This window comes from Sulfitobacter sp. SBS6, from assembly GCF_048285585.1.
GTDB classification, from domain to species: domain Bacteria; phylum Pseudomonadota; class Alphaproteobacteria; order Rhodobacterales; family Rhodobacteraceae; genus Sulfitobacter; species Sulfitobacter pontiacus.
Window position 1 is genome coordinate 293,377 of record NZ_JBLWBA010000004.1, and the last position, 24,994, is coordinate 318,370.

The 24,994-nt window shown below is 60.0% G+C and carries 18 protein-coding genes; 8 read left to right on the forward strand and 10 right to left on the reverse strand.

Annotated elements, in window-relative coordinates:
• Positions 1-83: 83 nt before the first annotated feature.
• Entirely contained in the window at positions 84-1,364 is a 1,281-nt protein-coding gene (locus tag ACNQ62_RS02665) for an acetylornithine deacetylase/succinyl-diaminopimelate desuccinylase family protein (protein WP_418094134.1), read from the forward strand.
• A 12-nt stretch (positions 1,365-1,376) separates the two neighbouring features.
• Here the strand turns inward: ACNQ62_RS02665 and ACNQ62_RS02670 are convergent, their stop codons facing one another.
• On the reverse strand, positions 1,377-2,648 hold the full coding sequence (locus tag ACNQ62_RS02670) for an Hsp70 family protein (protein WP_418094135.1): 1,272 nt from the start codon (positions 2,646-2,648) through the stop codon (positions 1,377-1,379).
• Positions 2,649-2,790: 142 nt separating this feature from the next.
• Here ACNQ62_RS02670 and ACNQ62_RS02675 point away from each other — a divergent pair, with 142 nt between their 5' ends.
• Positions 2,791-4,269: an ABC transporter substrate-binding protein gene (locus ACNQ62_RS02675; protein ID WP_418094136.1), complete on the forward strand. Its 1,479-nt coding sequence runs from the start codon at positions 2,791-2,793 to the stop codon at positions 4,267-4,269.
• Between the two features lie 70 nt (positions 4,270-4,339).
• Here ACNQ62_RS02675 and ACNQ62_RS02680 read toward each other — a convergent pair whose 3' ends face one another.
• Together ACNQ62_RS02680 and ACNQ62_RS02685 are read right to left on the reverse strand one after the other, a co-directional pair.
• Positions 4,340-5,977 carry a type I secretion system permease/ATPase gene (locus ACNQ62_RS02680; RefSeq protein ID WP_418094137.1) on the reverse strand — a complete coding sequence of 546 codons (1,638 nt, stop codon included), beginning with the start codon at positions 5,975-5,977 and terminating at the stop codon, positions 4,340-4,342.
• A 236-nt stretch (positions 5,978-6,213) separates the two neighbouring features.
• Positions 6,214-7,422, reverse strand: a complete 1,209-nt coding sequence (locus ACNQ62_RS02685) for an O-antigen ligase family protein (RefSeq protein ID WP_418094138.1) — start codon at positions 7,420-7,422, stop codon at positions 6,214-6,216.
• Positions 7,423-7,685: 263 nt separating this feature from the next.
• Between ACNQ62_RS02685 and ACNQ62_RS02690 the strand changes: the two genes are divergently transcribed.
• Positions 7,686-9,770 (forward strand): hypothetical protein, encoded by a 2,085-nt coding sequence (locus tag ACNQ62_RS02690; RefSeq protein ID WP_418094139.1) that lies wholly within the window; start codon positions 7,686-7,688, stop codon positions 9,768-9,770.
• Here the strand turns inward: ACNQ62_RS02690 and ACNQ62_RS02695 are convergent.
• From ACNQ62_RS02695 to ACNQ62_RS02710, 4 genes are read right to left on the reverse strand one after another with little or no spacing between them, the layout of a single operon-like run.
• Positions 9,742-10,833, reverse strand: coding sequence for an acyltransferase family protein (locus ACNQ62_RS02695; RefSeq protein WP_418094140.1), 1,092 nt, complete (start codon positions 10,831-10,833; stop codon positions 9,742-9,744). The two genes, ACNQ62_RS02690 and ACNQ62_RS02695, sit on opposite strands and share 29 nt — an antisense overlap.
• Before the next feature lie 57 nt (positions 10,834-10,890).
• Positions 10,891-12,300, reverse strand: coding sequence for an oligosaccharide flippase family protein (locus ACNQ62_RS02700; RefSeq protein ID WP_418094141.1), 1,410 nt, complete (start codon positions 12,298-12,300; stop codon positions 10,891-10,893).
• A 27-nt stretch (positions 12,301-12,327) separates the two neighbouring features.
• Positions 12,328-13,245: a glycosyltransferase family 2 protein gene (locus ACNQ62_RS02705; protein ID WP_418094142.1), complete on the reverse strand. Its 918-nt coding sequence runs from the start codon at positions 13,243-13,245 to the stop codon at positions 12,328-12,330.
• A gap of 48 nt (positions 13,246-13,293) precedes the next feature.
• The gene (locus ACNQ62_RS02710; RefSeq protein ID WP_418094143.1) at positions 13,294-14,610 is read right to left on the reverse strand and encodes an HlyD family type I secretion periplasmic adaptor subunit; all 1,317 of its coding nucleotides are present in this window, start codon (positions 14,608-14,610) and stop codon (positions 13,294-13,296) included.
• A 573-nt stretch (positions 14,611-15,183) separates the two neighbouring features.
• Here ACNQ62_RS02710 and ACNQ62_RS02715 point away from each other — a divergent pair.
• Positions 15,184-18,453, forward strand: a complete 3,270-nt coding sequence (locus ACNQ62_RS02715; RefSeq protein WP_418094144.1) for a Hint domain-containing protein — start codon at positions 15,184-15,186, stop codon at positions 18,451-18,453.
• Positions 18,454-18,551: 98 nt separating this feature from the next.
• Here the strand turns inward: ACNQ62_RS02715 and ACNQ62_RS02720 are convergent, their stop codons facing one another.
• Positions 18,552-19,004, reverse strand: a complete 453-nt coding sequence (locus tag ACNQ62_RS02720; RefSeq protein WP_082896120.1) for a hypothetical protein — start codon at positions 19,002-19,004, stop codon at positions 18,552-18,554.
• A gap of 172 nt (positions 19,005-19,176) precedes the next feature.
• Here ACNQ62_RS02720 and ACNQ62_RS02725 point away from each other — a divergent pair, with 172 nt between their 5' ends.
• From ACNQ62_RS02725 to ACNQ62_RS02740, 4 genes are all read left to right on the forward strand, one after another.
• Positions 19,177-20,124, forward strand: coding sequence for an ABC transporter permease (locus ACNQ62_RS02725; protein WP_037965886.1), 948 nt, complete (start codon positions 19,177-19,179; stop codon positions 20,122-20,124).
• Positions 20,121-20,936: an ABC transporter permease gene (locus tag ACNQ62_RS02730; RefSeq protein WP_418094145.1), complete on the forward strand. Its 816-nt coding sequence runs from the start codon at positions 20,121-20,123 to the stop codon at positions 20,934-20,936. Before ACNQ62_RS02725 ends, ACNQ62_RS02730 begins: the two co-directional genes overlap by 4 nt.
• Complete coding sequence (locus tag ACNQ62_RS02735; protein ID WP_418094146.1) at positions 20,933-22,519, forward strand: ABC transporter ATP-binding protein; 1,587 nt, start codon at positions 20,933-20,935, stop codon at positions 22,517-22,519. The genes ACNQ62_RS02730 and ACNQ62_RS02735 overlap by 4 nt, the downstream gene beginning before the upstream one ends.
• A gap of 67 nt (positions 22,520-22,586) precedes the next feature.
• Complete coding sequence (locus ACNQ62_RS02740) at positions 22,587-23,582, forward strand: P1 family peptidase (RefSeq protein WP_418094147.1); 996 nt, start codon at positions 22,587-22,589, stop codon at positions 23,580-23,582.
• A gap of 62 nt (positions 23,583-23,644) precedes the next feature.
• On the opposite strand, the gene ACNQ62_RS02745 is transcribed toward ACNQ62_RS02740, so the two are convergent.
• Together ACNQ62_RS02745 and ACNQ62_RS02750 are read right to left on the reverse strand one after the other, a co-directional pair.
• Positions 23,645-24,127, reverse strand: a complete 483-nt coding sequence (locus ACNQ62_RS02745; protein ID WP_005850674.1) for a c-type cytochrome — start codon at positions 24,125-24,127, stop codon at positions 23,645-23,647.
• A gap of 92 nt (positions 24,128-24,219) precedes the next feature.
• Complete coding sequence (locus ACNQ62_RS02750; protein WP_037965638.1) at positions 24,220-24,924, reverse strand: fumarylacetoacetate hydrolase family protein; 705 nt, start codon at positions 24,922-24,924, stop codon at positions 24,220-24,222.
• Positions 24,925-24,994 lie beyond the last annotated feature (70 nt).

Here is a 24,994-nt window from a genome sequence, read left to right on the forward strand (position 1 = left end):
CATTTTGCAAAATAAACTCGAATCCGACGGGGCAACTGCAGACTTCGCTTGCCATATATGAACGCCCGTTCAAACATGGCGGTATGACAAGCACTCTCTCTACCGCCATTATCGCCAAGCGTGACGATCTGATCGCGCTGACCCAAGATCTGATCCGCATCCCGACGCTTAACCCGCCGGGTCAGGACTATCGGCTGATCTGCGAATACCTTGATACCCGCCTGCGCAAGCACGGGTTCGAGACGCAGCTGATCCGCGCCTTTGGTACCCCCGGCGATAGCGAGAAATACCCCCGTTGGAACATCATCGCCCGCCGCGAAGGGCGCAGGGCGGGCGAATGTGTCCACTTCAACAGCCACACCGATGTGGTCGAGGTCGGGGCCGGCTGGACGTTTGATCCCTTTGGGGCCGAAATCTCGGACGGCAAGATTTACGGGCGCGGCACCTGCGATATGAAAGGCGGGCTGGCGGCCTCTATCATCGCGGCCGAGACCTTCATCGAACAGCACCCCAATTTCAACGGCGCAATCGAAATCTCCGGCACAGCGGACGAGGAATCCGGCGGCTATGGCGGTGTCGCCTATCTGGCCGAACACGGGCATTTCAACCCGGACCGCGTGCAACATGTGATCATCCCCGAACCGCTGCAAAAAGACCGTATCTGTCTGGGGCACCGGGGCGGCTGGTGGGCCGAGATCGAAACCAAGGGCGAGATCGCCCATGGCTCCATGCCGTTTCTGGGCGATTGCGCCGTGCGCCACATGGGCGCAGTGCTCTCCGAGTTCGAAAACAAGCTGTTCCCCGCCATGGCCGCCCGTCACACAGACATGCCCGTGGTCCCCGAAGGGGCGCGTAGTTCGACGATGAACATCAATTCGATCCACGGTGGGCAAAAGGAAAACGACCCGGATTTCGACGGGCTACCGGCCCATTGCGTGCCAGACAGCTGCCGCATCACCATTGACCGGCGCTTTTTGCTGGAAGAACCGCTGGATCAGGTGCGCGGCGAAGTGCGCGCCCTGTTGGAAGGTCTGCGCGAAACGCGGGTCGATTTTGACTACGAGCTGACAGAGCTGAATTCGGTCCTGCCGTCGATGACCGACCGCGATGCGCCGGTCGTGCAAACTGTCGCCCATGCGATCGAGGATATCATGGGCAAAGCGCCTGAATACGTCGCCTCCCCCGGGTCATACGACCAGAAACACATTGATCGGATCGGCAAGCTCAAGAATTGCATCGCCTATGGCCCCGGCCTGCTAGAGCTGGCGCATAAGCCGGATGAATATATCGGCATCGATGATATGGTCGATAGCGCCTGCGTGATGGGGGCCGCGCTGGAGACGCTGCTGCTTCCGAAAGACTAAGACCCTCAGCCTTCAGCCGTCAGCAAAGGCGTGTGGCGCGGCGATTGCCAGACCGTCGACGATTGCGGTCATCGCGGCCCCCCGGTGCAGTTCGGCCTGCGGAAATGCATCGCGCATGGCACGGTCGATCACGCCCATCAGGCTGGACCCGCCGACAAAAATCAGCTTGGTCACGGCGTCGGGTTTTACCTCTGCCTGCGCCGTCAGATCGGTCGCAACCTGCGCGATCTCCGCTGCCATCTGCGCCAAACTCGCCGCCATCATCGCCGGTGGCAGTGGGACCGTCAGCCCGCGCTCCACGATCTTGAGGTCGATCTGCGGCGGGGCGCTGGCATCGGGGTCATTCGCCGCGATCTTGCCGGCCTCTACCGCGAAGGCCATATCGTGGCCCAGCTCATCCTCCAACACACGTTGCAGTCGGTTCAGCAGCTTCGGCTCTACCGCGTATTTCGCCAGATCCTCGACCGCGCGACGCTGTTCGCGGGTGTAAAGGAACGGGATTTTCTGCCACGTGGCCAAATCGGCGAAGACCGCATGAGGGGCGGCGTGGGTTTCATCACCGAACACATGTTTGATCTGGCTGCCCATCCCCAGATGCGGCATCACATGCTGAAGGCTCAGCTCGCGGTCAAAGTCGGTCCCGCCAATGCGCACCCCTTTGCTGGCGAGGATATGAATGCCCGCGTCACCTTCCTGCCGGAACAGGGTAAAGTCAGACGTACCGCCCCCGATATCGACGATCAGCCCCAGATCGCCGGGTTCAAGCACGGCACGATTGGCCAGGGCCGCAGCCTCGGGTTCGGGCATAAAGCGGACCTGCTTGAACCCGGCTTGCATATAGCATTCGGTCAAATCCACCAACGCCTGCGCGTCCCGCGCCGGATCGGCGCTGTGGAACATCACAGGCCGCCCTGACAGCGCCCGATCAAACTGCTGGCCGGTGGTGCGCTCTGCCTTCGTCTTCAGCTCGGCCAGAAAGCTCGCCACGATGGCGATGAAATCCATGCGTTTGCCCAACAGAACCCGACTTTCGCGCATCAAGGGCGTGCCCAGCAGACTTTTGAGCGCACGCATATAGCGCCCGTCGTCGCCGCCGATCAGCGCCTCTTGGGCACCGCGACCATAGATGATCCGCTTTTCCTCATTATCGAAAAACAGCGCGGTCGGCAGCGTGTTCTGCCCCGCCTCGACGTTAATCAAATGCGGCACACCGTCTACTGCATAGCCCACGGCAGAGTTGGACGTTCCGAAATCGATACCCAAAGTGGGTGACATCGTAGCCATGGCGCGCCCCTTCAAAACCTCAAAAAACGGCGCATAAACCGCGCACAGGCTGGGTACAACCGATAATTGCGACAGCATCCCGACGCTGGTCAAACCTGACAGAACTGGTTAACATTTTCCTTATTGCCAACAGGAGACACCCATGGCCCATCTTCGCAAACGTATTCTAGGCACCTGCGCTGCCGCGCTGATGGCCACCGGCGTCGTCGCGAAAAACGACATCACCGTCGCGATGCAACTTGAGCCACCGCATCTGGACCCGACCAGCGCTGCGGCGGGGGCCATTGATCAGGTGCTCTATTCCAACGTTTTCGAAGGGCTGACCCGCTTTTTGGGCGACGGATCGGTCGTGCCCGGGCTGGCGCAATCGTGGGAAATCTCTGACGATGGCCTGACCTATACGTTCAAACTGCAAAGCGGCGTGACCTTTCACGACGGAACGACGATGGATGCCGCCGACGTCAAATTCTCGCTTGACCGGATCAATGCCGAAGACAGCGCAAATGCCCAAAAGGCGCTGTTCGGCGCGATCTCGGAGGTGACAGTCGTCGACCCGTCGACCGTCGAAATCAAACTGTCAGAGCCGGACGGCAACCTGTTGTTCAACCTCGCATGGGGCGACGCGGTGATCGTGGCACCCGAAAGCATCGACAATATCAAGCAACTGCCCATCGGCACCGGCGCGTTCAAATTCACCAGCTGGACCCAGGGCGACAATATCCGTATCGAGAAGAACCCGAACTACTGGGGGACCCCGGCCGCGCTGGATATCGCCACGTTCAAATTCATCTCTGACCCGACCGCCGCTTTCGCGTCGATGATGGCCGAAGATGTTGATGTCTTCGCCGGCTTCCCCGCGCCCGAGAACCTGCCGCAATTCGAAGCGGACCCGCGGTTTCAAGTGCTTGTCGGTTCTACCGAGGGCGAAACCATTCTGGCGATGAACAACAAACAGCCGCCGTTTGATGACCCCAAGGTGCGCGCCGCCGTCGCCCATGCCATTGATCGTCAAGCCATTATTGACGGTGCGATGTTCGGATACGGCACGCCCATCGGTACGCATTTCGCGCCCCATAACCCGGCCTATGTCGATCAAACCGCGCTGAGCCTGCATGACATCGAAAAATCCAAAGCTTTGCTGGCCGAAGCCGGCTTTGCCGACGGGTTCGAGACCACGCTGGACCTGCCGCCCCCCTCCTACGCCCGCCGCGGCGGAGAGATCATCGCCGCGCAGCTGGCCGAGGTTGGTATCACCGCCAAGATCAACAATGTCGAATGGGCCCAATGGCTTGAGACGGTGTTCAAGGGAAAGAACTTCGGCATGACAATCGTAAGTCACACCGAACCGATGGATATCGGCATCTACGCCAACCCTGATTACTATTTCCAATATGACAACCCCGATTTTCAGGCTTTGATGACCAAGCTGAACACGACAACCGACCCGGAGGCACGCAACGCGTTGCTGGGCGAGGCGCAGACCATGATTGCCCAAGATCACGTCAATGGTTTCCTGTTCCAACTGGCGTCACTGTCCGTTGCAAAGGCAGGTCTGACCGGTCTTTGGCGCAATGCCCCGACGCAGGCTGTCGACCTTACCGGTGTTTCTTGGGCCGAATAGGGCGACATTTGAAGAAAGCGATAGAAGGGGGCTTGGGCCGTGCGCAATGCCCCTTTTTTATACCATATGATTACCCCCCGCTCGCCCGTGGTGTGCCATTGCCCGAGATCGGCAGCGTTTGAACCTTCGCCGCCACCCGCGTAGGGAAAGCGCGCCCGAAGATACCACTGGTCAAGCCGAACTGCCTTATCCGCCCCTCGGACAATAATAGCACTTTGTTCAACGCCGAAATTACACAGGGCTGGCGCGCCGTGATCACCACCGTGCTACCCCGATCCCGCATATGGCGTGCGACCTCTGCCACGATCTGTTCAGCATCGGGACAGCTGAAAAGCGACCGCAGCGGATCATCCATCACAACCAGCGCCGGATTGCAGACCAACGCCCGCGCCAGCCCGATCTGCTGAATCTGCCCTTGGGTTAACGAGGATCCCCCACCGCCGCGCACAACACTCATATACCCATCCGGAAGAGCCATAATGGCGTGGTGAACACGGGCAAGCTTTGCAGCGGCGATCACCTTCGCATCCGTGGTATCGGGGCGAAATCTGGAAATGTTGTCGAAAATCGTCGCGGGTAGAAGATCAATGGTATCGGGCAAATAGCCGATCGCAGGGCCAATCTGCGCGGAAGGCCATCGGGCCAGATTAACGGCATCAAACCGAACCTCACCGGTTGTAGGAGCCGCAACGCCAACAGCCAGTTTTGCCAGTATGCTTTTGCCCGCATTTGGCCCGCCAAGCACGCACAGCCCATCCCCCGGTGACAGGTCAAAAGAGACATCCTTCAGCCCGTTTTCCGCCCGCCCCTCGATCCCGTGGGAAACAGCGGTGAAAGAAATCCGGCCCTTTGGTTCAGGCAATGCAACCCCCTCGCGTGCCGGGATATTCTGTGAAAAATGGCGGTGCAGATGGCGGTGCGCGGACCAACCGGATGCAATCCCCTGCCAGCCGCTGATCATCTGGTCGATAGGGGCCAGTACGCGCCCCGCCAAGATCGAAGCAGCCATAATCATCCCCGCCGAGATTTGGCCCTGAATGACCAATATGGCCCCGACTGTCAGGATCGAGGACTGCAACATCAGGCGGAACGATTTGCTGAATGATGCCAGCGCATCCGGCGGGGCATGCAGGCGCTGGTGCCACGCCAGACTGCTGCGCTGAAGCCCGCGCCAATATGTGGCAAGATCAACTTGCATACGCATGGCGCGCAGCGGCTCCGCCAGACGGCGACTGTGATAGGACATATCAGCGAGGATATGATCCTGATTTGCCGAGATGCTGATCGTGTTGCGCGTCAAATAGCGGCCCGTTGCCATCACGGCACAAGCCAACGCCACGCCGCCCAGAACCATCGCCCCCAACCAAGGGTGAATGATGTATAGGGCCAACAAAAAGATCGGCACAAACGGCATATCACAGACACTTATGAACGCGGCACTAGACAGCAGACGTCTAAGGTGCCCCAGTTGTTGCAGGGGCTCCTGTGCGCTTGCCGGTACGTTGTTCTTTTCATCATTGCTGATCCAAGCCGCGAAACACTCAGCCCCAAGCGCTAGGTCCAAACGCACCGAAAGACGGGCCAACAACCGTTGCCGGATCAGGTCAAAAAGCGCGAAGAAACAATAGAGAAGCAGCACAATTCCGAAGAGCCCCATCAGCGTGACCACTGACCCACTAGGCAAAACGCGGTCATATATCTGGATCATGTAAATCGATCCTGTGAGCAGCAGGATGTTGATCAACCCACTGACCACAAAAAGTAACCCAATCCCCCCAAGCTGTGATCGCAACGCGGCGGCATAGATGTTGTGCGTCTGCACGTTGCACTTCCCCCAAACCAATCAGTCGTCATGGCCGACATCCCCTTGCGGCCTGACTTCTGTGGTAGGGTGATTTCCTTTACAAAGTGGAAAAATTGGCAAACCCGAAAAGGATCAATATTTCAAATTGTAGTTTCATTCCGCGGGGATCGCGGCTTCGCATCCAACATCCACAGTCCTGCCCCAAATATGAAGAATACGAAGCCATAGATGCTGCCCCAAATGTGCACCGTCGACAGAGTGAGCGTGAGCCCAGTAAAGCAGAGTATCCAGCCTAGCCGTAGCGCCGCTAGGGTCCGATCCATGGTGAAATCTTTGCGCCCAACACGCCAAAGCGCATAGCCATAGCCGACTGTCAAAAAAGTAAACGCCGGCAATCCGAAACGCATCGCGATAAATAGCCAAAAATTATCGATACTCGAGGTGTGCATCCAAACCGGCCTGAGCCAATCGTTTAGCCCAAGTCCAAATACAGGTGCGCTCCAGACATTGGTCATGCCCCATTGGAAAATAGCGGACCGCCAATAGGCGCTTTCGGCAGAAAATGTCGCATAGCTCATGAAAACTTGGATCGGGGTTCGATTGGAAAGCAAATCAATCACGACGTAAAAAATAACAAAACAGGTTGAGAGGATTAGCCATCGTCGCCCGATCCTGCGACATAGGAAGCTCCAGAATATCAGCCCTATCTGCACGACTGCCGCCAGCAGCGCGCCGCTGGACAGCGATAGAAAGCAGCTGGCGCAAATCACCGTCATAACCACGGACCGCAAACCCAAGCTGTGCCGCCTCCCCAGTCCAATAAAGTAAAGAGACGTCGCGATTGTACAAAACAAGCCCCAGTGAATTGGATGCTCGAACGAAAGTTGCACCCGCTCCAGTCCCATGCGGCGATCAATCGCCAGATCCACCGGGGTCGTAAGCCCGGTCATCTTCCACAGCTCAATGGGAACAGATGTCCCGCTTTGCGACTCTATCAAAGCCAAAGGGAAGCATAACACGATCAGTCCTGTGAGGATCTTAACCACTGCGGCAAAGCTGTGTCTGTCCCGGATAAAGGCGCGCCCGATCAAATACCCGCCTAGAAACTCGACCCCGATTGAGCCTGCATTCTGGGTCGCTTCCACCGGGTTGTTGACCGCTAAGGCCAGAGAAACCCAGAGAAAATGCATAAAGAACATAACGTCTGTCAACAAAACACGCCCGAAGTGGCCGCAAAACAGGCGGAGACTTAGCGGAATAATCAGCACTGCTAATAACGCCTTGGTCCCGGTCATATAGACCGACCCTAGATTGAAGCCGACGGGCACCAGCAGGAGCCCGAAATACACGAGCACAACCCGTGATAAGGGCCGTTGATGGTATAGCCGTATGCGCTTGAGAGAGCGGTGCTGGTCCGTCGCGTATATATGGTTCACGTCCAAATCATATCTGTCCTTTCGTAAGAGGAATCGGCGGTACGACCACCATTGGGCTGAACATTTAATATTGCGTGAAGATTAACCCGCCCTCCGCCTCTTTCCCTGCGAATGCAACGGTTCAGCGAGGTTGATATGTATCGATGCCTACGAATTCTGATCGCAAGGTATGGACTATGCAGATGACACTCGGGCTGGGCATGAAACTGGGGCAAACGATAGCGGGGTCGCCGCCGCTAAAGATTTCGCCCGTCACGGAAATTCTTGCAGATGGTTGGCGGGCCGAGCACCGAGATATGCCGTCGTTTTCCACCACTTCCGAGGCGCGGAATGTGACCGTGAACCGGCGCGGTTTTGATACGGCGGCGACGGCTGTCAGCAGGGCTTCGATTGTGCAACTCACCAGCCGTGTCAGGCAGCCCTACCCAGATCATTCAAATTTTACTGACAAGACAGTCGCGTGTTCAGACTTTGTTTACGCGGGCGATACTATCAACGGTGCAATCAATCACAGCACAAGGCCAGCGCCCCGGCCTATTGCCATGTGGTTAAACCATGACCGTGAGAGGGTAGAAGATGATGCACATATACTAAGGCTGGCAGTTGCCCACGCATATGCCCAACAGGGGCAACCCGTCGCGGCGGTGCGGTTCATCGTCCGCGATACGCTTGGCAACGAAGCATCGCAGCTTGTGTCGTCGCAAAGCAGTCTTGGATTTGAGGCTTCGGGGCTCCATGTTCCGCATTATGCAGCGACGGTTGATCTATCAGGCTTGGCCCAGGGGGATTTATTGACTGTAGATGCCACCATCTACCCATGGGTGGGGGACGCCTTTTCCATCAGTGCCGACGCCGATGAATATCCGTCCCCCAACCTGACGACGCTTCGGATGCTGAACGACACGAGCGGCGGGTATGGGGCATGTTATGCCCAAGTCGATGGAACCACGGGCGACGATGCGACGGGTCAGGCTGCGTCTGCGCGCGCAGATGCCATTGCCGCCCCATTTGCGTCAATCGCGGCCGCGGCCAACGCGATCAAGGAGTTCAATGCCGCGCATTTTGGGCGGGTGGATGATGCAGGGGGTGGCACGATTTTACTGGCAGAGGGGGCGCATATCTTAACGCCTTTCAAGGCCGCCGGTCGCTCGGCACAGCTGCCCTTCTGTATCAGGGCTGAAGACCCGTCCAAACGGGATACCACGATCTTAACCGACGGTGGGGTCAATCGGTTCAACGGCATACCAACGCACCTCAAGATTTGTGATGTCACTTTGCAGAAAGGCGGGGCGAACACGGTGTTTCTGGACAGTGGTGCGGACTCGGCAGGCAATCTTTTGATAACAAAGAACTGTTTTTGGGACGCCAACGGATTCGGCAGCTACGGCGCTTGGGTTTACCGGGTGGGACGCTTTGTACAAATCAACTGCTCCGTCGTGCCCAACGAAGATCCACGCCAGGGCAATTCCTTTTCGACCGAAGCAATCATGGTCACTGCGATCGGCTGCGAAAGCTGCGCCGGAACAATTACCTATCAGGCGCTCGGCTGTTCGGGACTTGACGAATTCACCCTCCGGGCGCCGATTGGAAACCGGCCAGCCATGACCGGCACGTTTTTAGGGTGGAACACATTCAGCAATGGCAGCGCGACCAATGCAATCGTTTCCGTAAGCGCCGAAATCAAAGAACGGGGCTTTGCTTTTGTAGGGAACATCGTGGAAAGCTGGGGGAGCTCCACAAATGCGGCGCTGCGATTGAACGCTGACAGCGACGCAAATACAGCCCAAAACATCGTTGTGCACAACAATACCATCGCGGGGGAACGCGCGAATTTGCTGTATCTGGACGGCACCGAGAACGTGGCGAAGTCGGGTTCTTTCCGGGACAATCTGTTTCACCGCATCAATATCAAAAGCGATCTATTTTCCGGCGAAACCTCCCTTACCGGCAACTGGCCAGCGCGGTACAAGGTTGGATGGTCGCATAATGTCGCAATCGCAGGGTCAAGTAATGAACCCGGCTATGGCCCGTCCTCGTGGCTGGGGGAACTGCCGTCTATCGGTGAGGTTTCACATATCGCCGCGCCTTGGGTCGACGACCGCTCTCACACCGGCAGCAACACAGGCAGCGGTGACTACCGCCCCGACGCACTGTCCGATCTGCCCAAAATATCACCCGCGCAGGCCCCCTATGGCAGCGACCTTGTGGGAAATACATTGGGCGATAGCGGCTTTATCGGCGCGGTGCTATCCTCCGCGTGATCAAAGACCCGCGCTGCCCCTCCCGCGCGAAGGTCAGCGCGGGTCGTTCAATCCAGTGCCAGGACGATACCGCGCAAAGCAACGTCAACGGCAAGGCCAGCGCAATGTTCAGCGCTGGCATCATGTCCCCCCACACCCAAACCACCAGCCCCTGCAGCGGCATCGCGTAAATATATATTCCGTATGAATAGTCTCCGACCCTATTGAACATCAGCAGGGGGCCTACCTTGCAATACCCTGCCCAGAGGCTGGTGTAGGTCACAGCCAGTGCAAGCATTGGAAAAGCGAAAACCGTAGCGTGCACGGCCCATGTCAGGACGATCAACCCAAGGACGAAGGGCCACCGCAAGGGGATATAATCGCGCCAGATCCAGCAGGACGCCCCGAAAACAAAGGGCAAGGACAGCAGCCGCGTTTGCTGTAGGCGCGGATGAATGAGATCGCCGAGATACGGCGCGACTACCCACGCAATCAGGTATAGCGCCAACAGCACCGCCATCACCCGCCAGCGGGACAGGGCCCCGACAAGGCCGACGAACAGGATAAGCGCATAGCAGGCGACCTCATGCGCGAGCGTCCAAATCGACCCCTCTACGATGGGATAGGGATTCGTCGTGAACACGCCCGGCAAGGTATATTGCGGTTTAAACAAGAGTATATTTTGCACGATAAACTGCACCGTATCGGGATGAGACAGGTACGTACCCGCGTCTAACCGGCTGACCAGCGGCCCCATGATCAGCGCCACGATCAAGATCGACACGGCCAACCCCGGCAGCAGACGCGCGGCCCGCGCCGTGACAAAGGACAAGGCAGACCCCTGCCGGTCGTAGCTGCCCGCGATGAAAAAGCCGGACAGGCCAAAGAAAACGAAAACCGCCAGCTCCCCCAGCGAATAGCCAAACGCTGTTTTCAAAGGCTCAACCGTGCCGCGCCCAAGCGCGAGCGGCCACGCGTGAGAGACAAGCACAGCCACCGCCGCGAGAAAGCGAATGAGGTTAAAGTGGTTGTCCCGCCCGATGGCAAGCTCGGACAGGCGAGGCGGCTTGGCGCGTCTCTTCATGGTGAACGGCTGCCGTTGCTTTGGCCGCGGCATGTCACTTGTGCGGTCAAAGTCTTCTTAACGGTGCTGTATCGCCTTGGACTCCATCCCATCGGGTGCTCCTTTTGTGAAAATAATTCTGCGGACGTCAGGCAGCGCCATCGCCAGACCGGCCAGCAACAGACCGAAGCCTGCGGCCCGAAATCCCGTCGGCTGGTCCTGCGTGAAAACCGCCCACGCCAATACCGCGACCATACAGATCAGCGGCGGGGCCAATGGCCTGAGCGGCACCCGTTGCACGCGGTGCATCCAGAGCAGCGCAATCATCAGCCCCGCGGCTTCGCCCAGTCCTGCGATATGCACCACATGGGGCAGGCTTGCGCCTTGCAGCACACCCCATGCCGCGAGGGGTAGGAACGTGATACGCAACAGGTCCGTCAAAAGCTCGGTCTTGCGATAGCCTTCGCCCAGCGCGACAATCGCACACCCGCCTTTGACCACCCGCAACGCCTGAACCGCCGTCAAGAGCGTCAGCAGGGGCGGCACAGCGCGGTATTTTTCGCCCAACACATGGTGCACGAAGGAACCGCCAAGCAGGTTGACTGCCATGACCATTCCCGCAGCCAGCACGATATGGCTTTGGATCGTCGTGATCGCCTGGGCCCGAAATTCCGGACGCGCGGCGCTGGCTGACAGGCGGGGTAGAAACAGGCTCATCGTGCTGCGCATCAGAACCAGCGACGGCGTCAGTGTCAGCGATACGGCCATGGAAAACAGGGCCAGCGCCTCTAGCCCCAGAAGACGCCCGACGATGGCGCGTTCGCCATTGAACACCAGAAACATCACCGCGCCGCTTGCCATGAGGGGCCAGCCGAACCGCATGCTTTGGACCATAATGGTCCGATCAAACCGCAGTCGATAAGGGCGTTTCGCAACTGCGTGAGACATGAGCGTGCCCAGCGCCATATGCACCAACACGGCAAAAAGCATGATGCGGAAGTCATCGAACATCCGCGATAGGGGCAGCAGCGCGGCCAACGACCCCAGCGGCGGCAGCAGCGCGATCCATATTGCGGCGCGATGTTTGTGGTGACGGGTCTGGCGATAGACGTCCAGATGCATCCCCCCCTGTAACAGCGGCACTACAGAGATCAGCTGAAACGCCCATGTCAGCTGCACCACCCCAAAGGCACGGGCCAGAAACGGCGCGAGAAGGAACAGCGCCGCCGCCCCGATCATGCCACGTATCAGCGCCACACCATGCAGCGCGCTATGGAAATCCGCGTCATCCCCCTTGGGCGCATTGACGATCTGTTGTTGAAAGCCAAGCGCCGTCAGCATCTCTATCATGGCAAGCGCGAGCACGAGGCTTGTGCCGATCCCGAAATCTTCGAGGCTGATCAGACGCGACACCACCACCGTGCGCAGCAGCAAGATCGCGGCGGCGCAGGCGTTGCCGGACAGCAGAAAGCCAAACGACCGGATCACGGGCCACCCCCTGTCGCGCATCTGATGTCAGGGCAGGTCAATGCGGTTCCACCGGTGCAAAAGCCGTTCGGGGTCATGACCCCGCAGCAGCGACAACATCCGTCGCGTGCGGTAAAGCCGGATAGACGTCAGCCCGATCAACGCCATCAGACGGTTGCGCGCGCCCTTTATGCGGGGGCTGGTCGCGACCTCTGCCACGGCGCAAAGCGGAGACGGAACGAGCAGCAGCGCCTTTATCGCCCACCGGATCCGGCCGCCAGGGCCGGTACATCGCGCCCAGTCATGGGCAAGCTGCCTGTCCCATTTCAGCCGCAGGCCCGTCGCCGTATGCGGCGGGTGATAGACAAGCAGATCGGCGGCGAAGCCTATGCGATATCCGGCACAGGTGGCGCGCTGGCCCCAGTCGCGGTCTTCGGCATGGTGGAGGCCCTTGAAAGGGCCGACCGCGTCGAACACCTTGCGATGCACGATCAGATTGCCCGTCCCCGTGAACCCCTGCTGCGCGATGTAGCGGTCCATCCGATAAGCAAAAATCGCTTGATATGCGGTCGCGGGGTTCAGCCTGCGCCCTTTACGTTCGATACGGACATCACCGCCAAGGATCCTATGGGGGTCGCGCGCCATATGCGCGGCAATATGCGTCAGCCAATGCGCGTCGGGCAGGCAATCGGCGTCGAGAAAGGCAAGCACATCGCCCTGTGCCCGCGCCGCGCCAAGGTTACGTGCGGGGCCGGGGCCGGGGATCGGCTGGTGGATCAGGGATACCCATGGGTAATCGTTAACAACTCCTTGCGGTGACCGGGCGGAGCCATTGTCGACGACGATCACCTCGGCTGGCTTCCGCGTTCCGGCGTCCAGCGCGGCAAGGCAACGCGCAAGGGCGTTGTGTTGGTTGAGATGGGGGATCACGACAGTGATGCCGGGCGGGGCGGACGGTGTGTTCATCCCCTCTTAAGACGGGAAGATGGTAAAGATTTCGCTAACGTCGAGGTCTCAGGAGCCGCGGAACCCCCGGCGCAGCTGGCTGCTGATAGGCTCTGCCAGATAACTCAACACGGTCCTGTCTTTGGTCTTCAAAAACGCCTCGATCGGCATGCCGGGGACCAAACGGACGGAGGCTGGCAGACGGTCCAGCTCGGTACGGGGGATATCCAGAATGACCCGATAAAAGTTGTCGCCATTGCGCGGGTCCACCACCACCTGCGGAGAGATGCTGTAAACGCTGCCGGTCAGTTGCGGGGTCGTATGCGGGTCAAAGGCGGTGAGCACGAGGGTGGCGGGCTGATCATAGCGTACCAGATTGATCGAGCGCGGATCGACCTGCACCTCGAATTCGAACTTTGACTGCTGCGGCACGATATCCATCAAGGTCGCACCCGCCCCGACAACCGCGCCAACGGTCGTGGCACGCAGTTCATGCACCATCCCGTCGACGGGAGCCCGAATGGCAATACGGTCAAGCTGCGCTTGGCGGGTGAGGATCGATAGAGTCAGTTCCTGAACTTCGGCAGTGACCTCGCGCAGTTGCAGCGCGACCTGTTCCTGAAACCGGCGATCGGCTTGCAGGCTTTCCAGCTTGAGCGTCCAACGTTGGTGGATCAACCGCGCCAGATCCGCCCGCCGCGCGGCAAGGTCACCGCGCAAACCGGCCCGCGTGGACTGTAGTTGCGACAAACGGACCTGCGGGGCCAGCCCCTTTTCAACCAAGCGCGTGAGGCTGCGCAGCTCTGTCGTGAGGATGGCAAGTTGTTGTTCCAGCGCAGAGATTTGGCCGTTGAGGCCCGTGGCCTGGGTTTCGACATCGGCAAGATCACCGGCCATGCGGGCGCGCATCCCCGCGCGCATCTGGGCCCGCGCCTCGAATATCGCGGCCTGCCCTGCCTGCGCTTGCGTCATATCCAGCGCGCCGATTTTTGCTGGCAGATCAATGGCATCGAAACGGGGGGCGGGGCTTTCGTCACGCTCTGCCTCCAGACGGGCGCGCAGGCCCGCTGCCTCGGCCAGACGGGCGCGGGCCATGCGCAGGTCAATCTGCAAGATCGTGGCATCAAACCGCGCCAAGACCTGCCCCGCCTTGACGATATCCCCGTTCTTGACCGGCAACTCTGCCAATACGCCGCCATCCACCGTCTGGATCACCTTGGGCTTGCCCGCCACATCGATCTGCCCCGTCGCGATCACCGCCCCCGAAATCTGTGTTGTCGCGGCCCATCCCCCAAGCAGCGCAAACAAGCAGAACATCGCGGCCATCGCAGCACCGGTAATGTGCCAAAGGCCGGTCTTGGGCTCAGGGGGGGCATGATGTGACACGGAAAGCTCCTTTGGTTGATGAACCCGGCGGGGATGCTGGGGGTCATTCACCTTCGACAGAGGCTTGAGGCGCTGCGGCGGCATTCATGCGGCGGAATTGAGGCGCGGAGTCTGCATGGCGGCGCGGAACGGGGGTCAGGGGCGACCCGTTGCCCGATGGGTTTAAACCAAGCAGGAGGTCAGCCCCGAGGGGGGAAGAGACAGATAAACTCGCTTATTTTCAGCCGACTAGGGCAAAACCTCTGCGGTCAACCTTCAGCAAGCCCCCTCTATGGCCGCTGCAAGTTCACGCCGCTTTTACCGTGCACTTCGGTCACATCTCTAAATACCCGGCATTTTAGACCATTTGATCACATCGCGGCGCATAGGCCCTGCCCCCCCGCGTTTCCCCGCTGTGCGCTTGGCGTTGATCCTTACCAGACTGTGTATTGTTTCGATCAAAAGCATAGAAACATGGCCACATTGTTTTTGTTTCCGGTCAAAGTGACGCCACATTGTCCCCGTACCCACAACAATACACAGGACGCGGGCCACGGGCCTGCCACCGGTTCAAAGATGTTGAGGGCTGTAACAATGGCAACCAGATTTAACGTTTTCTACCTTGGGAATGTGGGTCGTATCGATACGACCGAGGGAAACCAGATCAGCGAAAACGCAAGCTCGCTGGAGGGGGAAACCTTTGGGGGTGCCAACAGCCCGCTTTACAACAACATCAAATCCTTCTCTCCGGGGGCGCGGGGGTATGGAAATACTGCACGCGGCACATACTCTACTGATAACAGTGGGGAAAACGGGTCTGACACATTCCGCATCGACGATGGCAACAGCCAGAACTTTGATGCCATCGCGTCCTATGCCGCGACGCTGACCTACGCCGACGGTTCCCAGGCGACCGTGACGGCGATTGTCTTCCAATCCACCAACGGCGACCTGTTCCTTGCGCCGGCTGCCAGCTCCTCCGATTACCAATCCGCGCTTGAGGCGGGGCCCATCGACTCCATCACGTTCAACACTGTCTCATCAAACGAGTCGATGATGTACGCCAGCCGTGTCGATGCCGACTATGTTGCGCCGGATGGCACCGTTGATGGGACGTCGGGTGATGATTCCATGCGTGTGGGATCGACCGACGCGCAAGCGGACGAGGTGGACAACAGCGGCAACGCGGTAAAGCTGGGCGCGGGCAACGACAAAATCTCGGCCGGGTCGGGCGATGACACGATTTTGGGCGGCGCGGGAAATGACTATATCGCAGGCAATGACGGCGACGACCGCCTCCACGGCGACGCCGACACCACCGAAGAAACCACGTTTTCCTGGGCCAACCAGAATATCGAGGACGGCGTTAGCGTCACGGGGGGCATCACCGGGGTCACCTCGTCCGGCAATATCCAGGTCACGATGTCGGTGGATCAGGGGGAGAACTTCCGCTCTGCCACGATGGAGCGGAACGACCCGCTGTATGACTACAACGAACTAAGCGACAGTTCGTCGATCCGTATCCTTGGCGGTGCGGAGGGGTCGGACCCGAATACCGCGAAGATGAGCATCGACTTCTCGTCGCTGGACAGCGGCGTGTCGGACGAGGTGAGCAATGTCACCTTCGGTATTTTCGACATCGATCAGGCCTATGGCTTCGTGGATGAAGTCATCGTGCGGGCCTATGACGCCGACGGCAATCTTATCCCTGTCAATCTGACGGCGGGCAATAGCGATACGCTGGACGTGAACGACGAAACCGGCCGTGCCATCAGCACGGATGCGGGGCGCGGCACGACCAATGCCAAGACGGGTTTCCTGCAGGTCGACATCGCGGGCCCCGTTTCGCGGATCGAGATCGAGTATAACAACCACGACCCCGATGATACCGGCCACGCGATCCGTGTTGGCGACCTCAAGATGTCGACTATCAGCGCGACCGATGCGGGCAATGATACGCTGGACGGTGGGGCTGGCAACGACACGATCTATGGCGACGGCGGGAATGATAGCCTTTCTGGTGGGGCGGACAATGACAGCCTGTCCGGCGGCAGCGGTGACGACCGGATCAAGGGTGGCACGGGCCACGATACGATCGCGGGCGGCACCGGCAATGATGCCATGTCGGGCGGGGATGACGCCGATCTATTTGTCATGGAAGATGATTTCGGCACCGACAAAATCGCCGGTGGCGAAGGCGGCAAGGACTATGATGTCGTTACCTTCGACGCGCTGAGCAAAGGTGTCTCTGTCACCTATACCGGCGCAGAGGCGGGCACCGCGACCGAAGGCCCCAACAGCGTTTCCTTCACCGAGATTGAAAAACTGGTTCTGACCAATTCATCGGATTATGTGGATGCCAGCATTGGCGGTGTCGCGGTTGATACCGGAGCAGGCGATGACACGATCAAGGTTGGTGATGGCGCCTATGACATCGACGCCGGGACGGGCGACGACCGGATCATCCGCGAGGCGGGCACCACAGCGGACGACGCGAACTCCGTCATCGACGCGGGCGATGGCATCGATACCTATGTCGCGGGCAGCGGGCTGGGGGCGGATCACACCGTCGATCTTGCCGCCAGCCGGCTGGACCACGCAGGGAGCGACCGTGGCGATCTGCTGAACTTTGAAAACGTCGCGCTCGAGAACTCTGCCGCGTCGGTCAAGGGCGACAGCAAAGACAACACCATCACCGCGCGCGGGACACAGGACAACAGCTTGTCCGGCGGCGACGGCGATGATTCAATCGACGGCGGCGGTGGCGACGACAATCTGCACGGCGACGCGGGCCGCGATACCCTGATCGGGGGCGACGGCAATGATACGCTCGACGGCGGTCAGGACGATGACCAGCTGACAGGCGGCGACGGCGATGACGTATTCGTCTACTCCGGCGGTCACGACACGATCACCGATTTCAACGCGGGCAATACCGGCCCGCTGGATGACGACGACACCACCAATAATGATTTCATTGATCTAAGCGGCTATTACGACAAGATCTTCGATCTGCGCGCTGACTATGAAGACAATGGCATTCTGGATCAGTCCAACTTCGAGACCACGGATTACACCTATAATTCCAAGTTCGAGGATGGGTCGCTCAAGTTTATCGGCGTGCAGGCGCAGCACTTTACCTATGACAACACCGGCGTTGTCTGCTTTGGCAAAGGCACCGCCATCCGCACGCCGCGCGGGGATGTCTTGGTCGAAGACCTTCGTGTCGGCGATCTTGTCACCACAATGGACAACGGCCCGCAGAAAATCCGCTGGATCAACACGCGGTCTTACGATGCCGGACAAATGCAAAAGGGATCACATCTGCATCCCGTGCTGATCAAACGTGGCACTTTCGGTGCCGAACGGGATCTTCTTGTCTCGCAGCAACATGGTGTTTTGGTCGGCCAGAGCGGCGACAGCTTTGCCCGCGCCAAACATCTTGCCGACGCGGCCAAAGGCGTGCGCATCGCCAAGGGCAAGAAATCGGTCACCTACGTTCACCTGATGTTCGACGACCATCAGGTGATCTTTGCAGAGAACGTCCCGTCGGAAAGCTTCTACCCCGGCCCGATGGCGCTGACGCAGATGAGCAAACCGCATCGCGCGGCATTCTCCAAGGTACTGCCCGCCTTGGGCTCAGGGCGCGTCAGCCGCGAAGAAGTCGCCAAGGTCTATGGCCCAACAGCACGCGTGTTCTTGAAAAAGAAACAGGTGTTGAACCAGCACGGCTTGCCTGCGCGCGGCAAGGGTAAGGCCCCCTCGCGCCTGATCCTGCAAGCAAGCGCTGATCTGGCCCGGCAGCAGGCGACCAAGGCAATTCGGACCCGTAATAAAGTGACAACGGCAGAGGCCCGCGCCTGACCCTAAAGCGCGGTATCGTCACTGCATCGTAGGCTGTATCGCACGAAAAAGGCGGGCGCATTTCTGCACCCGCCCGCAAAACCCTAAAGGGTTAAGTCTTATTTGTCGCCTGGCAGACCAGCAGCGGCCTCACCTACGGTGGCGTCAAGGTTCTGGTTACATACAACCATGAACTGTTCCATCGCGGCTTCGTCCATTGGCTCTGCTGTCATGTTGGATTCAGCAGTGTTACCACCGGTGTCTTCCACAGCTTTCAGGTCACCTTCCAGCGAACCTTCTTCAGGCTCATCGTCGGTCGCTTCGCCTGCTGTTACAGTAGTGGTGGTGGTTGTATCACCTGTGTCACGACCGGAGTTGCCCATGGAACCGCCGTTGTCACCATCATCGATCTCTGCGATCGCAGCGGAAGCTACCATCATCTGATCGTCTTTCGACAGTTCGTTGAACTCGGCGCAGGTCATCGAGGTGTCAGCATGTGCGGCAGCAAATGCTGGTGCGGATACGGTACCCATAAGGGCGGCAATAGCGAGTGTCTTAAATGTGTTGGTCATCGTTAAGCTCCTAAATTCTCGTTTCTGCATACCCAACCCCGTGCAGCGCGAATTGGTTCCCCTGCCCCAAAACTAATCGGTTCACCAAAAAGAGAGCGACGGGTAACCCGCTCGCCTTAAAAAGGTTTTTCTGCGCTGGACGCTGTTGATTTGCGCGCCTACCTTCGGCCGCATGATCCGGTACACGCTCAAACGTTTGCTTTCGCTCTGTATCAGCCTGGCTGTTGCGTCGCTGGTGATCTTTACCGTTATCGAAGTTGCCCCCGGTGACCCGGCCTCTTTTATGCTGGGGATGAATGCGCAGCCTGAAACGCTTGCCGCTTTGCGCAGTGAGCTTGGGCTCGATGCATCCAAACCGGCGCGCTATCTGGCTTGGGTCGGCGGGCTGCTGCAAGGGGATTTCGGCACCTCCTATACCTACCGCACCCCCGTGTCAGAGATGATCGCCGCGCGACTTTGGGTGTCCCTGCCGCTGGCGCTGTACGCGCTTGGGCTGTCCACGTTGATCGCCTTTCCCGCGGGGATCTATGCAGCGGCGCGGCGTGGCAAAGCCGGTGATATGGGGGTGATGGGGGCCACACAACTGGGGGTCGCGGTGCCCAATTTCTGGTTCGCGATGATCCTTGTGCTGATATTCGCCATCAACCTGCGCTGGTTCGCCGCTGGCGGTTTTGTCGGCTGGGATCAGGGTGTGCTGACGGGGCTGCACGCCCTGACCCTGCCCGCCATTGCGCTGGCCCTGCCCCAGGCGGCCATTCTGGCGCGGGTCATGCGGTCTGCGCTGCTGGATGTCTTGGGCGAAGACTATATGCGCAGCGCCCGCGCCAAAGGGCTGACCGAAAGACAAGCGCTGTGGCGGCACGGGTTACGCAATGCGCTGATCCCTGTGCTGACGATCATCGGACTGCAATTTTCGTTCCTGCTGGCGGGGTCGATCATCATTGAACAGGTGTTCTATCTGCCGGGGCTTGGACGGCTGGTGTTTCAATCCATTTCGGCGCGGGATCTGATCGTGGTGGAATCCGTGGTCATGCTGCTGGTCTTCTCGGTCATTGTGGTGAACTTTCTTGTGGATCTGGCCTATGCGGCAGTTGACCCGCGTCTGAGGGCGCGCGCATGAACCGGAACCTGATCCTTGGCGCGCTGCTGACCTCGGTCTTTCTGCTGTCCGCGCTTGTATCCTTTGTCTGGACGCCGTTTTCCCATACGGCGATGGATATCCCGAACAAGCTGCAAGGGGTCGGCGGCGCGCATCTGCTGGGCACCGATCACTTTGGCCGCGATATCCTGAGCATGATCATGGTCGGCGCACGCACCTCTATCGCCGTGGCGCTGGTGGCGGTGGGTATCGGCATGGGCCTTGGCGTGCCGCTTGGTCTGTGGGCGGCAGCCAAACGCGGGTCGCTGGTGGACGAGATCATCATGCGCGGCAACGATCTGGTCTTTGCCTTCCCTTCACTGGTGATCGCAATCCTGATCACAGCGATCTTCGGGGCCAGCGCGGTGAACGCGATTATCGCCATCGGCATCTTCAACATTCCCGTCTTTGCGCGCATCATCCGCGGTGCCGCGCTCAGCCTGTGGGAGCGTGAGTTCATCCTCGCCGCGCGGGTCGCGGGTAAATCGGCGGCGCGGATCTCGGTCGAACATATTCTGCCCAATGTGACCAATCTGTTGATCGTGCAGGGGACGATCCAGTTCAGCCTCGGCATTCTGGCCGAGGCAGGGCTGTCCTATGTCGGGCTGGGCGCGCAGCCGCCGACGCCATCCTGGGGCCGGATGCTGGCAGATGCGCAGACCATGGTCAGCATCGCACCGCATATGGCGCTGGTGCCGGGGTTCGCGATCATCCTGACGGTGCTGGGGCTGAACCTGATGGGCGACGGGCTGCGCGATGCGCTGGACCCACGGTTGCGGGTGCGCCGGATATGAGCTTGCTTAGCATCACCAACCTGTCGGTGGCGATCCACCGGTTCAATATCCTGCAGGGCGTGACCCTCTCTGTCGACGCCGGAGAGATCGTGGCCGTCACCGGCGAAAGCGGCTCGGGCAAATCCATGACCGCGCTAGCGGCGATGCAGCTGCTGCCCAAGGGGACGCAGGCGCGCGGTCATATCATGCTGGGGGATCAAGACCTGCTGGCCCTGCCTGAATCCGAGCTCTGCGCGATCCGCGGCAATGACATCGGCATGGTGTTTCAGGAACCGATGACGGCACTGAACCCGGTGCAAACCATCGGCCATCAAGTGGCGGAAACCATCCGTATCCACGACAAAACCGTGTCACGTCACGCCGCGGCCCGCCAAGCCGCCGAGACGCTTGAGCGGGTCGGCCTGCCAAATGACCGCTTTCCCCTGTCCCGTTACCCGCACGAGCTGTCGGGCGGGCAACGCCAACGGGTGGTGATCGCGATGGCGATCGCGCTGCGGCCGCGCTTGCTGATCGCCGATGAACCGACCACCGCGCTGGATGTCACGACCCAGGCGCAGATCCTTGATCTGCTGAAATCGCTAGCGCGGGATGACGGGATGGGGCTGCTGATAATCACCCATGATCTGGCGGTGGTCGCCGATATGGCGGACCGCATCATCGTCATGCGCAAGGGAGAGATCGTCGAACAGGGGCACACACACACCCTGCTGCACACCATGCGCCACCCCTATACGCGGATGCTGTTTGCCGCCTCGACCCATGCGGTCGCCCTGCCTGCCGCCCCGCCTCCGCAACCGCTGCTAAAGGTGGAAAACGTGAGCCGCGATTACGCCCTGCCACGCAAGACGCTCTTCGGCAAACCGGGGCGTTTCCGCGCTGTCGATAACGTGTCCTTCACCCTGCAACGGGGCGAACGCCTGGGCCTCGTCGGTGAAAGCGGCTGCGGGAAATCGACCCTGACGCGGGCGCTTTTGGGTCTGGAACCGGTGCAATCGGGCAATATCACGCTGGACGGTGCAGCGGTCTATAGCGGCGGCAAACCCGATCTTGACGTGCGGCGCAAAATGCAGGTGGTGTTCCAGGATCCCTTCGGCAGCTTCAACCCGCGCCACCGCGTGGACCGGCTGATCACCGAACCGTTCCACCTGCTGCCCGACCCGCCCAAGGGCCGCGCCCGCAGCGATGCCATCGCCGATGCGCTGACCGCCGTGGGGCTGTCGCCGGAAGATGCGACCAAATACATCCACGAATTTTCAGGCGGGCAGCGCCAGCGCATTGCCATCGCCCGCGCCCTGATCATCCGCCCCGACCTCATCCTCTTTGACGAGGCGGTGAGCGCGCTCGACGTCTCGGTTCGGGCGCAGATCCTTGATCTGCTGGCAGAGCTTTGCAGCGCCTATCACCTGACCTACCTCTTTATCTCCCATGATCTGTCGGTGGTGCGCACAGTCACGGACCGGGTGCTGGTCATGAACTCAGGGCAGATCGTTGAACAAGGTGCCACCGCCGACGTCTTTGATCGCCCGCAACACCCATACACACAAAAACTCCTCGCCGCCGCGCCCCGTTTGCCGGATCTGTGATGCCCTGCTTCATTTTGCCAAATAAACTCCCCGCGGAGCGTCCCGCACCAACCAAAGGCCCTGCCCTATGAAACCCGGACCCAGAAACCTGATCACCGATGTGCCCGGCCTTCGGGTGGGAAACGCGCAGGACAATGCGCTGAAATCCGGCACGACGGTGCTGCTGGCGGATGACCCCTTTACCGCCTCTGTCCATGTGATGGGCGGTGCCCCCGGCACGCGCGAGACGGATCTGCTCGCCCCCGATAAATCGGTCGCCGCGGTGGATGCGCTGGTGCTGTCGGGCGGGTCGGCCTACGGGTTGGATGCCTGTTCGGGCGTGGTGGACGGGCTGCGCGCGGCAGGGCGCGGGTTCCGGCTGGGCGATGCCACGATCCCGCTGGTGCCGGGGGCGATCCTGTTCGACCTGCTGAACGGCGGTGACAAGACCTGGGCAGAGAACCCCTACCGCGCCTTGGGCCGTGCCGCCTATGATGCCGCGGCTGAAGATTTCACGCTTGGCACCATCGGCGCGGGCACCGGCGCGCTGAGCGCGATGGTGAAAGGCGGGCTTGGGTCCGCGTCACTGCAACTGCCCGATGGGACAATGGTCGGCGCATTGGTCGCGGCCAATCCGGTGGGTGCTGTCACCACACCGGGTGACCGTCACTTCTACGCCGCCCCCTTCGAGGTGGATGCAGAGTTCGGCGGCATGGGCCCGGACCCGGCGACGGGGCTGGGGATGACGATGGAAAGCCGCAAGATGGCGTCGATGTCCCCGCGCGAAAATACGACGATCGCGATTGTCGCGACGAATGCGACCCTGACAAAGGCGCAATGCCAGCGGATGTCCGTTGCGGCCCATGACGGGATCGGGCGAGCCACGGTGCCTGCGCATACCCCCTATGACGGTGATCTGGTCTTTGGCCTGAGTACCGGCGCGCATGAGGTTGCCGAAAGCATTCTGCCGCTGATCGGCCATGCCGCGTCACTGTGTCTGGCGCGGGCGATTGCGCGGGCGGCCTATCACGCGACACCGGCGGCGGGCGATCTGCTGCCCTGCTGGTCTGATCTGAACGGCTAAAGGCATAAAAAAGCCCGCGCTCCCATCTGGAAACGCGGGCCAATCAGGCGGGTTAGAGCCGCTTATTCGGTTTTCTCGGCCTCTGCATCGTCAGCCATGGGCGCGTCTGCTGCGGCCTCGGCTTCGGGAGAGAACGTCGCGAGATAGGCCGCAACATCTTCGCCGCCTTTGCGCATTCTGAACGACATTTTCGAACGGGCTTTCTTGTCATCCAGTGTGGTGCGCAGGAAATCGGTGGGGTTCTGCAGGTATTCGGCCATATTGGCTTCGTCCCAGACCAGACCGGCTTCACCGGCGGCGACCAGATCATCGCCATAGCGATAGTCTTCGACGGTGCCGGCCTGCTTGCCGATGATCCCGTAAAGGTTCGGACCGACCTTGCCGCCCCGCTGGAAGGTTTCGCCAGCGTCGTCCACGATCATGTGGCAGGCTTTGCATTTGCCGAACTGCTTTTCGCCGGCGTCTGCGTCACCCATGCTATGGCTGTCTGCCAGGGCCGGAACCGCGATCACGGTGGCCAGTAGAGCGCTATAGAGATGTTTCATTGCGATTTCCCATATGTATGAATCATCCTATAACCTAGGGGGCGCCCCCGTGATTTCAACGGGCGCTTTTGTCGCGGGGGCGATGCTGGGGCTTAGGCGCGGGGGCCTATTGTCACCTCAAGCGTCGCGATCCCGTCAACGCCGCCGGTCACGACATCCCCTTCCACAAGGGCCGCGACACCGGCTGGTGTGCCCGTCATGATGATATCCCCCGGGGCCAGCGCCATAGATTGCGACAAGATCGCCACATGTTCGCGTACCGACCAGATTAGATCGGCCAGATCGGCGTCCTGCCGCACCTTACCGTTCACGGCAAGCCAGATCCGCCCCTGTTCCACAGACGGGACATCGGCGATGGGTTTCAGCGCGGCAATCGGGGCGGAGTTGTCAAAGGCCTTGCCCCAATCCCATGGCCGACCGGCTTTCTTCGCCTCTGCCTGCAGGTCACGGCGGGTCAGATCGATCCCGACCGAAGCCCCCCAGACGTGATCCATCACGTCAGCTTCCGCGATGTTGCGCCCGCCTTTGCCGATGGCGATTACCAGCTCGATCTCGTGGTGCAGATCCTCTGTCTGGGGCGGATAGGGGATCGTGCAAGGCGTATCCAGCGCCGCATCGGCGGGTTTGGTGAAAAAGAACGGAGCCTCACGCGTCGGATCTTTGCCCATCTCGCGGGCGTGCGCCTCGTAGTTGCGACCCACGCAGAAGATGCGGCGCATGGGAAAACGGGCGTCGGTGCCCTGCACAGCCAGACTGGCCTGTGGCGCGGGGGGGAATACAAAATCATCAGCGGGCATGGGGCATATCCTTTGCAATAGTCGTGTCACAGACATACGCCCCTGCGGCAGGCCCGTCATCCGATAAGAC

What these genes read in the sequence shown, in the direction of transcription:
- ACNQ62_RS02690 (WP_418094139.1), top strand. Translation starts at nt 7,686, where the DNA reads ATGCAGATGACACTCGGGCTGGGCATGAAACTGGGGCAAACGATAGCG.
- ACNQ62_RS02720 (WP_082896120.1), bottom strand. Translation starts at nt 19,004, where the DNA reads ATGACCAACACATTTAAGACACTCGCTATTGCCGCCCTTATGGGTACC.
- ACNQ62_RS02680 (WP_418094137.1), bottom strand. Translation starts at nt 5,977, where the DNA reads ATGATCCAGATATATGACCGCGTTTTGCCTAGTGGGTCAGTGGTCACG.
- ACNQ62_RS02740 (WP_418094147.1), top strand. Translation starts at nt 22,587, where the DNA reads ATGAAACCCGGACCCAGAAACCTGATCACCGATGTGCCCGGCCTTCGG.
- ACNQ62_RS02715 (WP_418094144.1), top strand. Translation starts at nt 15,184, where the DNA reads ATGGCAACCAGATTTAACGTTTTCTACCTTGGGAATGTGGGTCGTATC.
- ACNQ62_RS02705 (WP_418094142.1), bottom strand. Translation starts at nt 13,245, where the DNA reads ATGAACACACCGTCCGCCCCGCCCGGCATCACTGTCGTGATCCCCCAT.
- ACNQ62_RS02735 (WP_418094146.1), top strand. Translation starts at nt 20,933, where the DNA reads ATGAGCTTGCTTAGCATCACCAACCTGTCGGTGGCGATCCACCGGTTC.
- ACNQ62_RS02675 (WP_418094136.1), top strand. Translation starts at nt 2,791, where the DNA reads ATGGCCCATCTTCGCAAACGTATTCTAGGCACCTGCGCTGCCGCGCTG.
- ACNQ62_RS02670 (WP_418094135.1), bottom strand. Translation starts at nt 2,648, where the DNA reads ATGGCTACGATGTCACCCACTTTGGGTATCGATTTCGGAACGTCCAAC.
- ACNQ62_RS02665 (WP_418094134.1), top strand. Translation starts at nt 84, where the DNA reads ATGACAAGCACTCTCTCTACCGCCATTATCGCCAAGCGTGACGATCTG.
- ACNQ62_RS02750 (WP_037965638.1), bottom strand. Translation starts at nt 24,924, where the DNA reads ATGCCCGCTGATGATTTTGTATTCCCCCCCGCGCCACAGGCCAGTCTG.
- ACNQ62_RS02745 (WP_005850674.1), bottom strand. Translation starts at nt 24,127, where the DNA reads ATGAAACATCTCTATAGCGCTCTACTGGCCACCGTGATCGCGGTTCCG.
- ACNQ62_RS02725 (WP_037965886.1), top strand. Translation starts at nt 19,177, where the DNA reads ATGATCCGGTACACGCTCAAACGTTTGCTTTCGCTCTGTATCAGCCTG.
- ACNQ62_RS02695 (WP_418094140.1), bottom strand. Translation starts at nt 10,833, where the DNA reads ATGAAGAGACGCGCCAAGCCGCCTCGCCTGTCCGAGCTTGCCATCGGG.
- ACNQ62_RS02730 (WP_418094145.1), top strand. Translation starts at nt 20,121, where the DNA reads ATGAACCGGAACCTGATCCTTGGCGCGCTGCTGACCTCGGTCTTTCTG.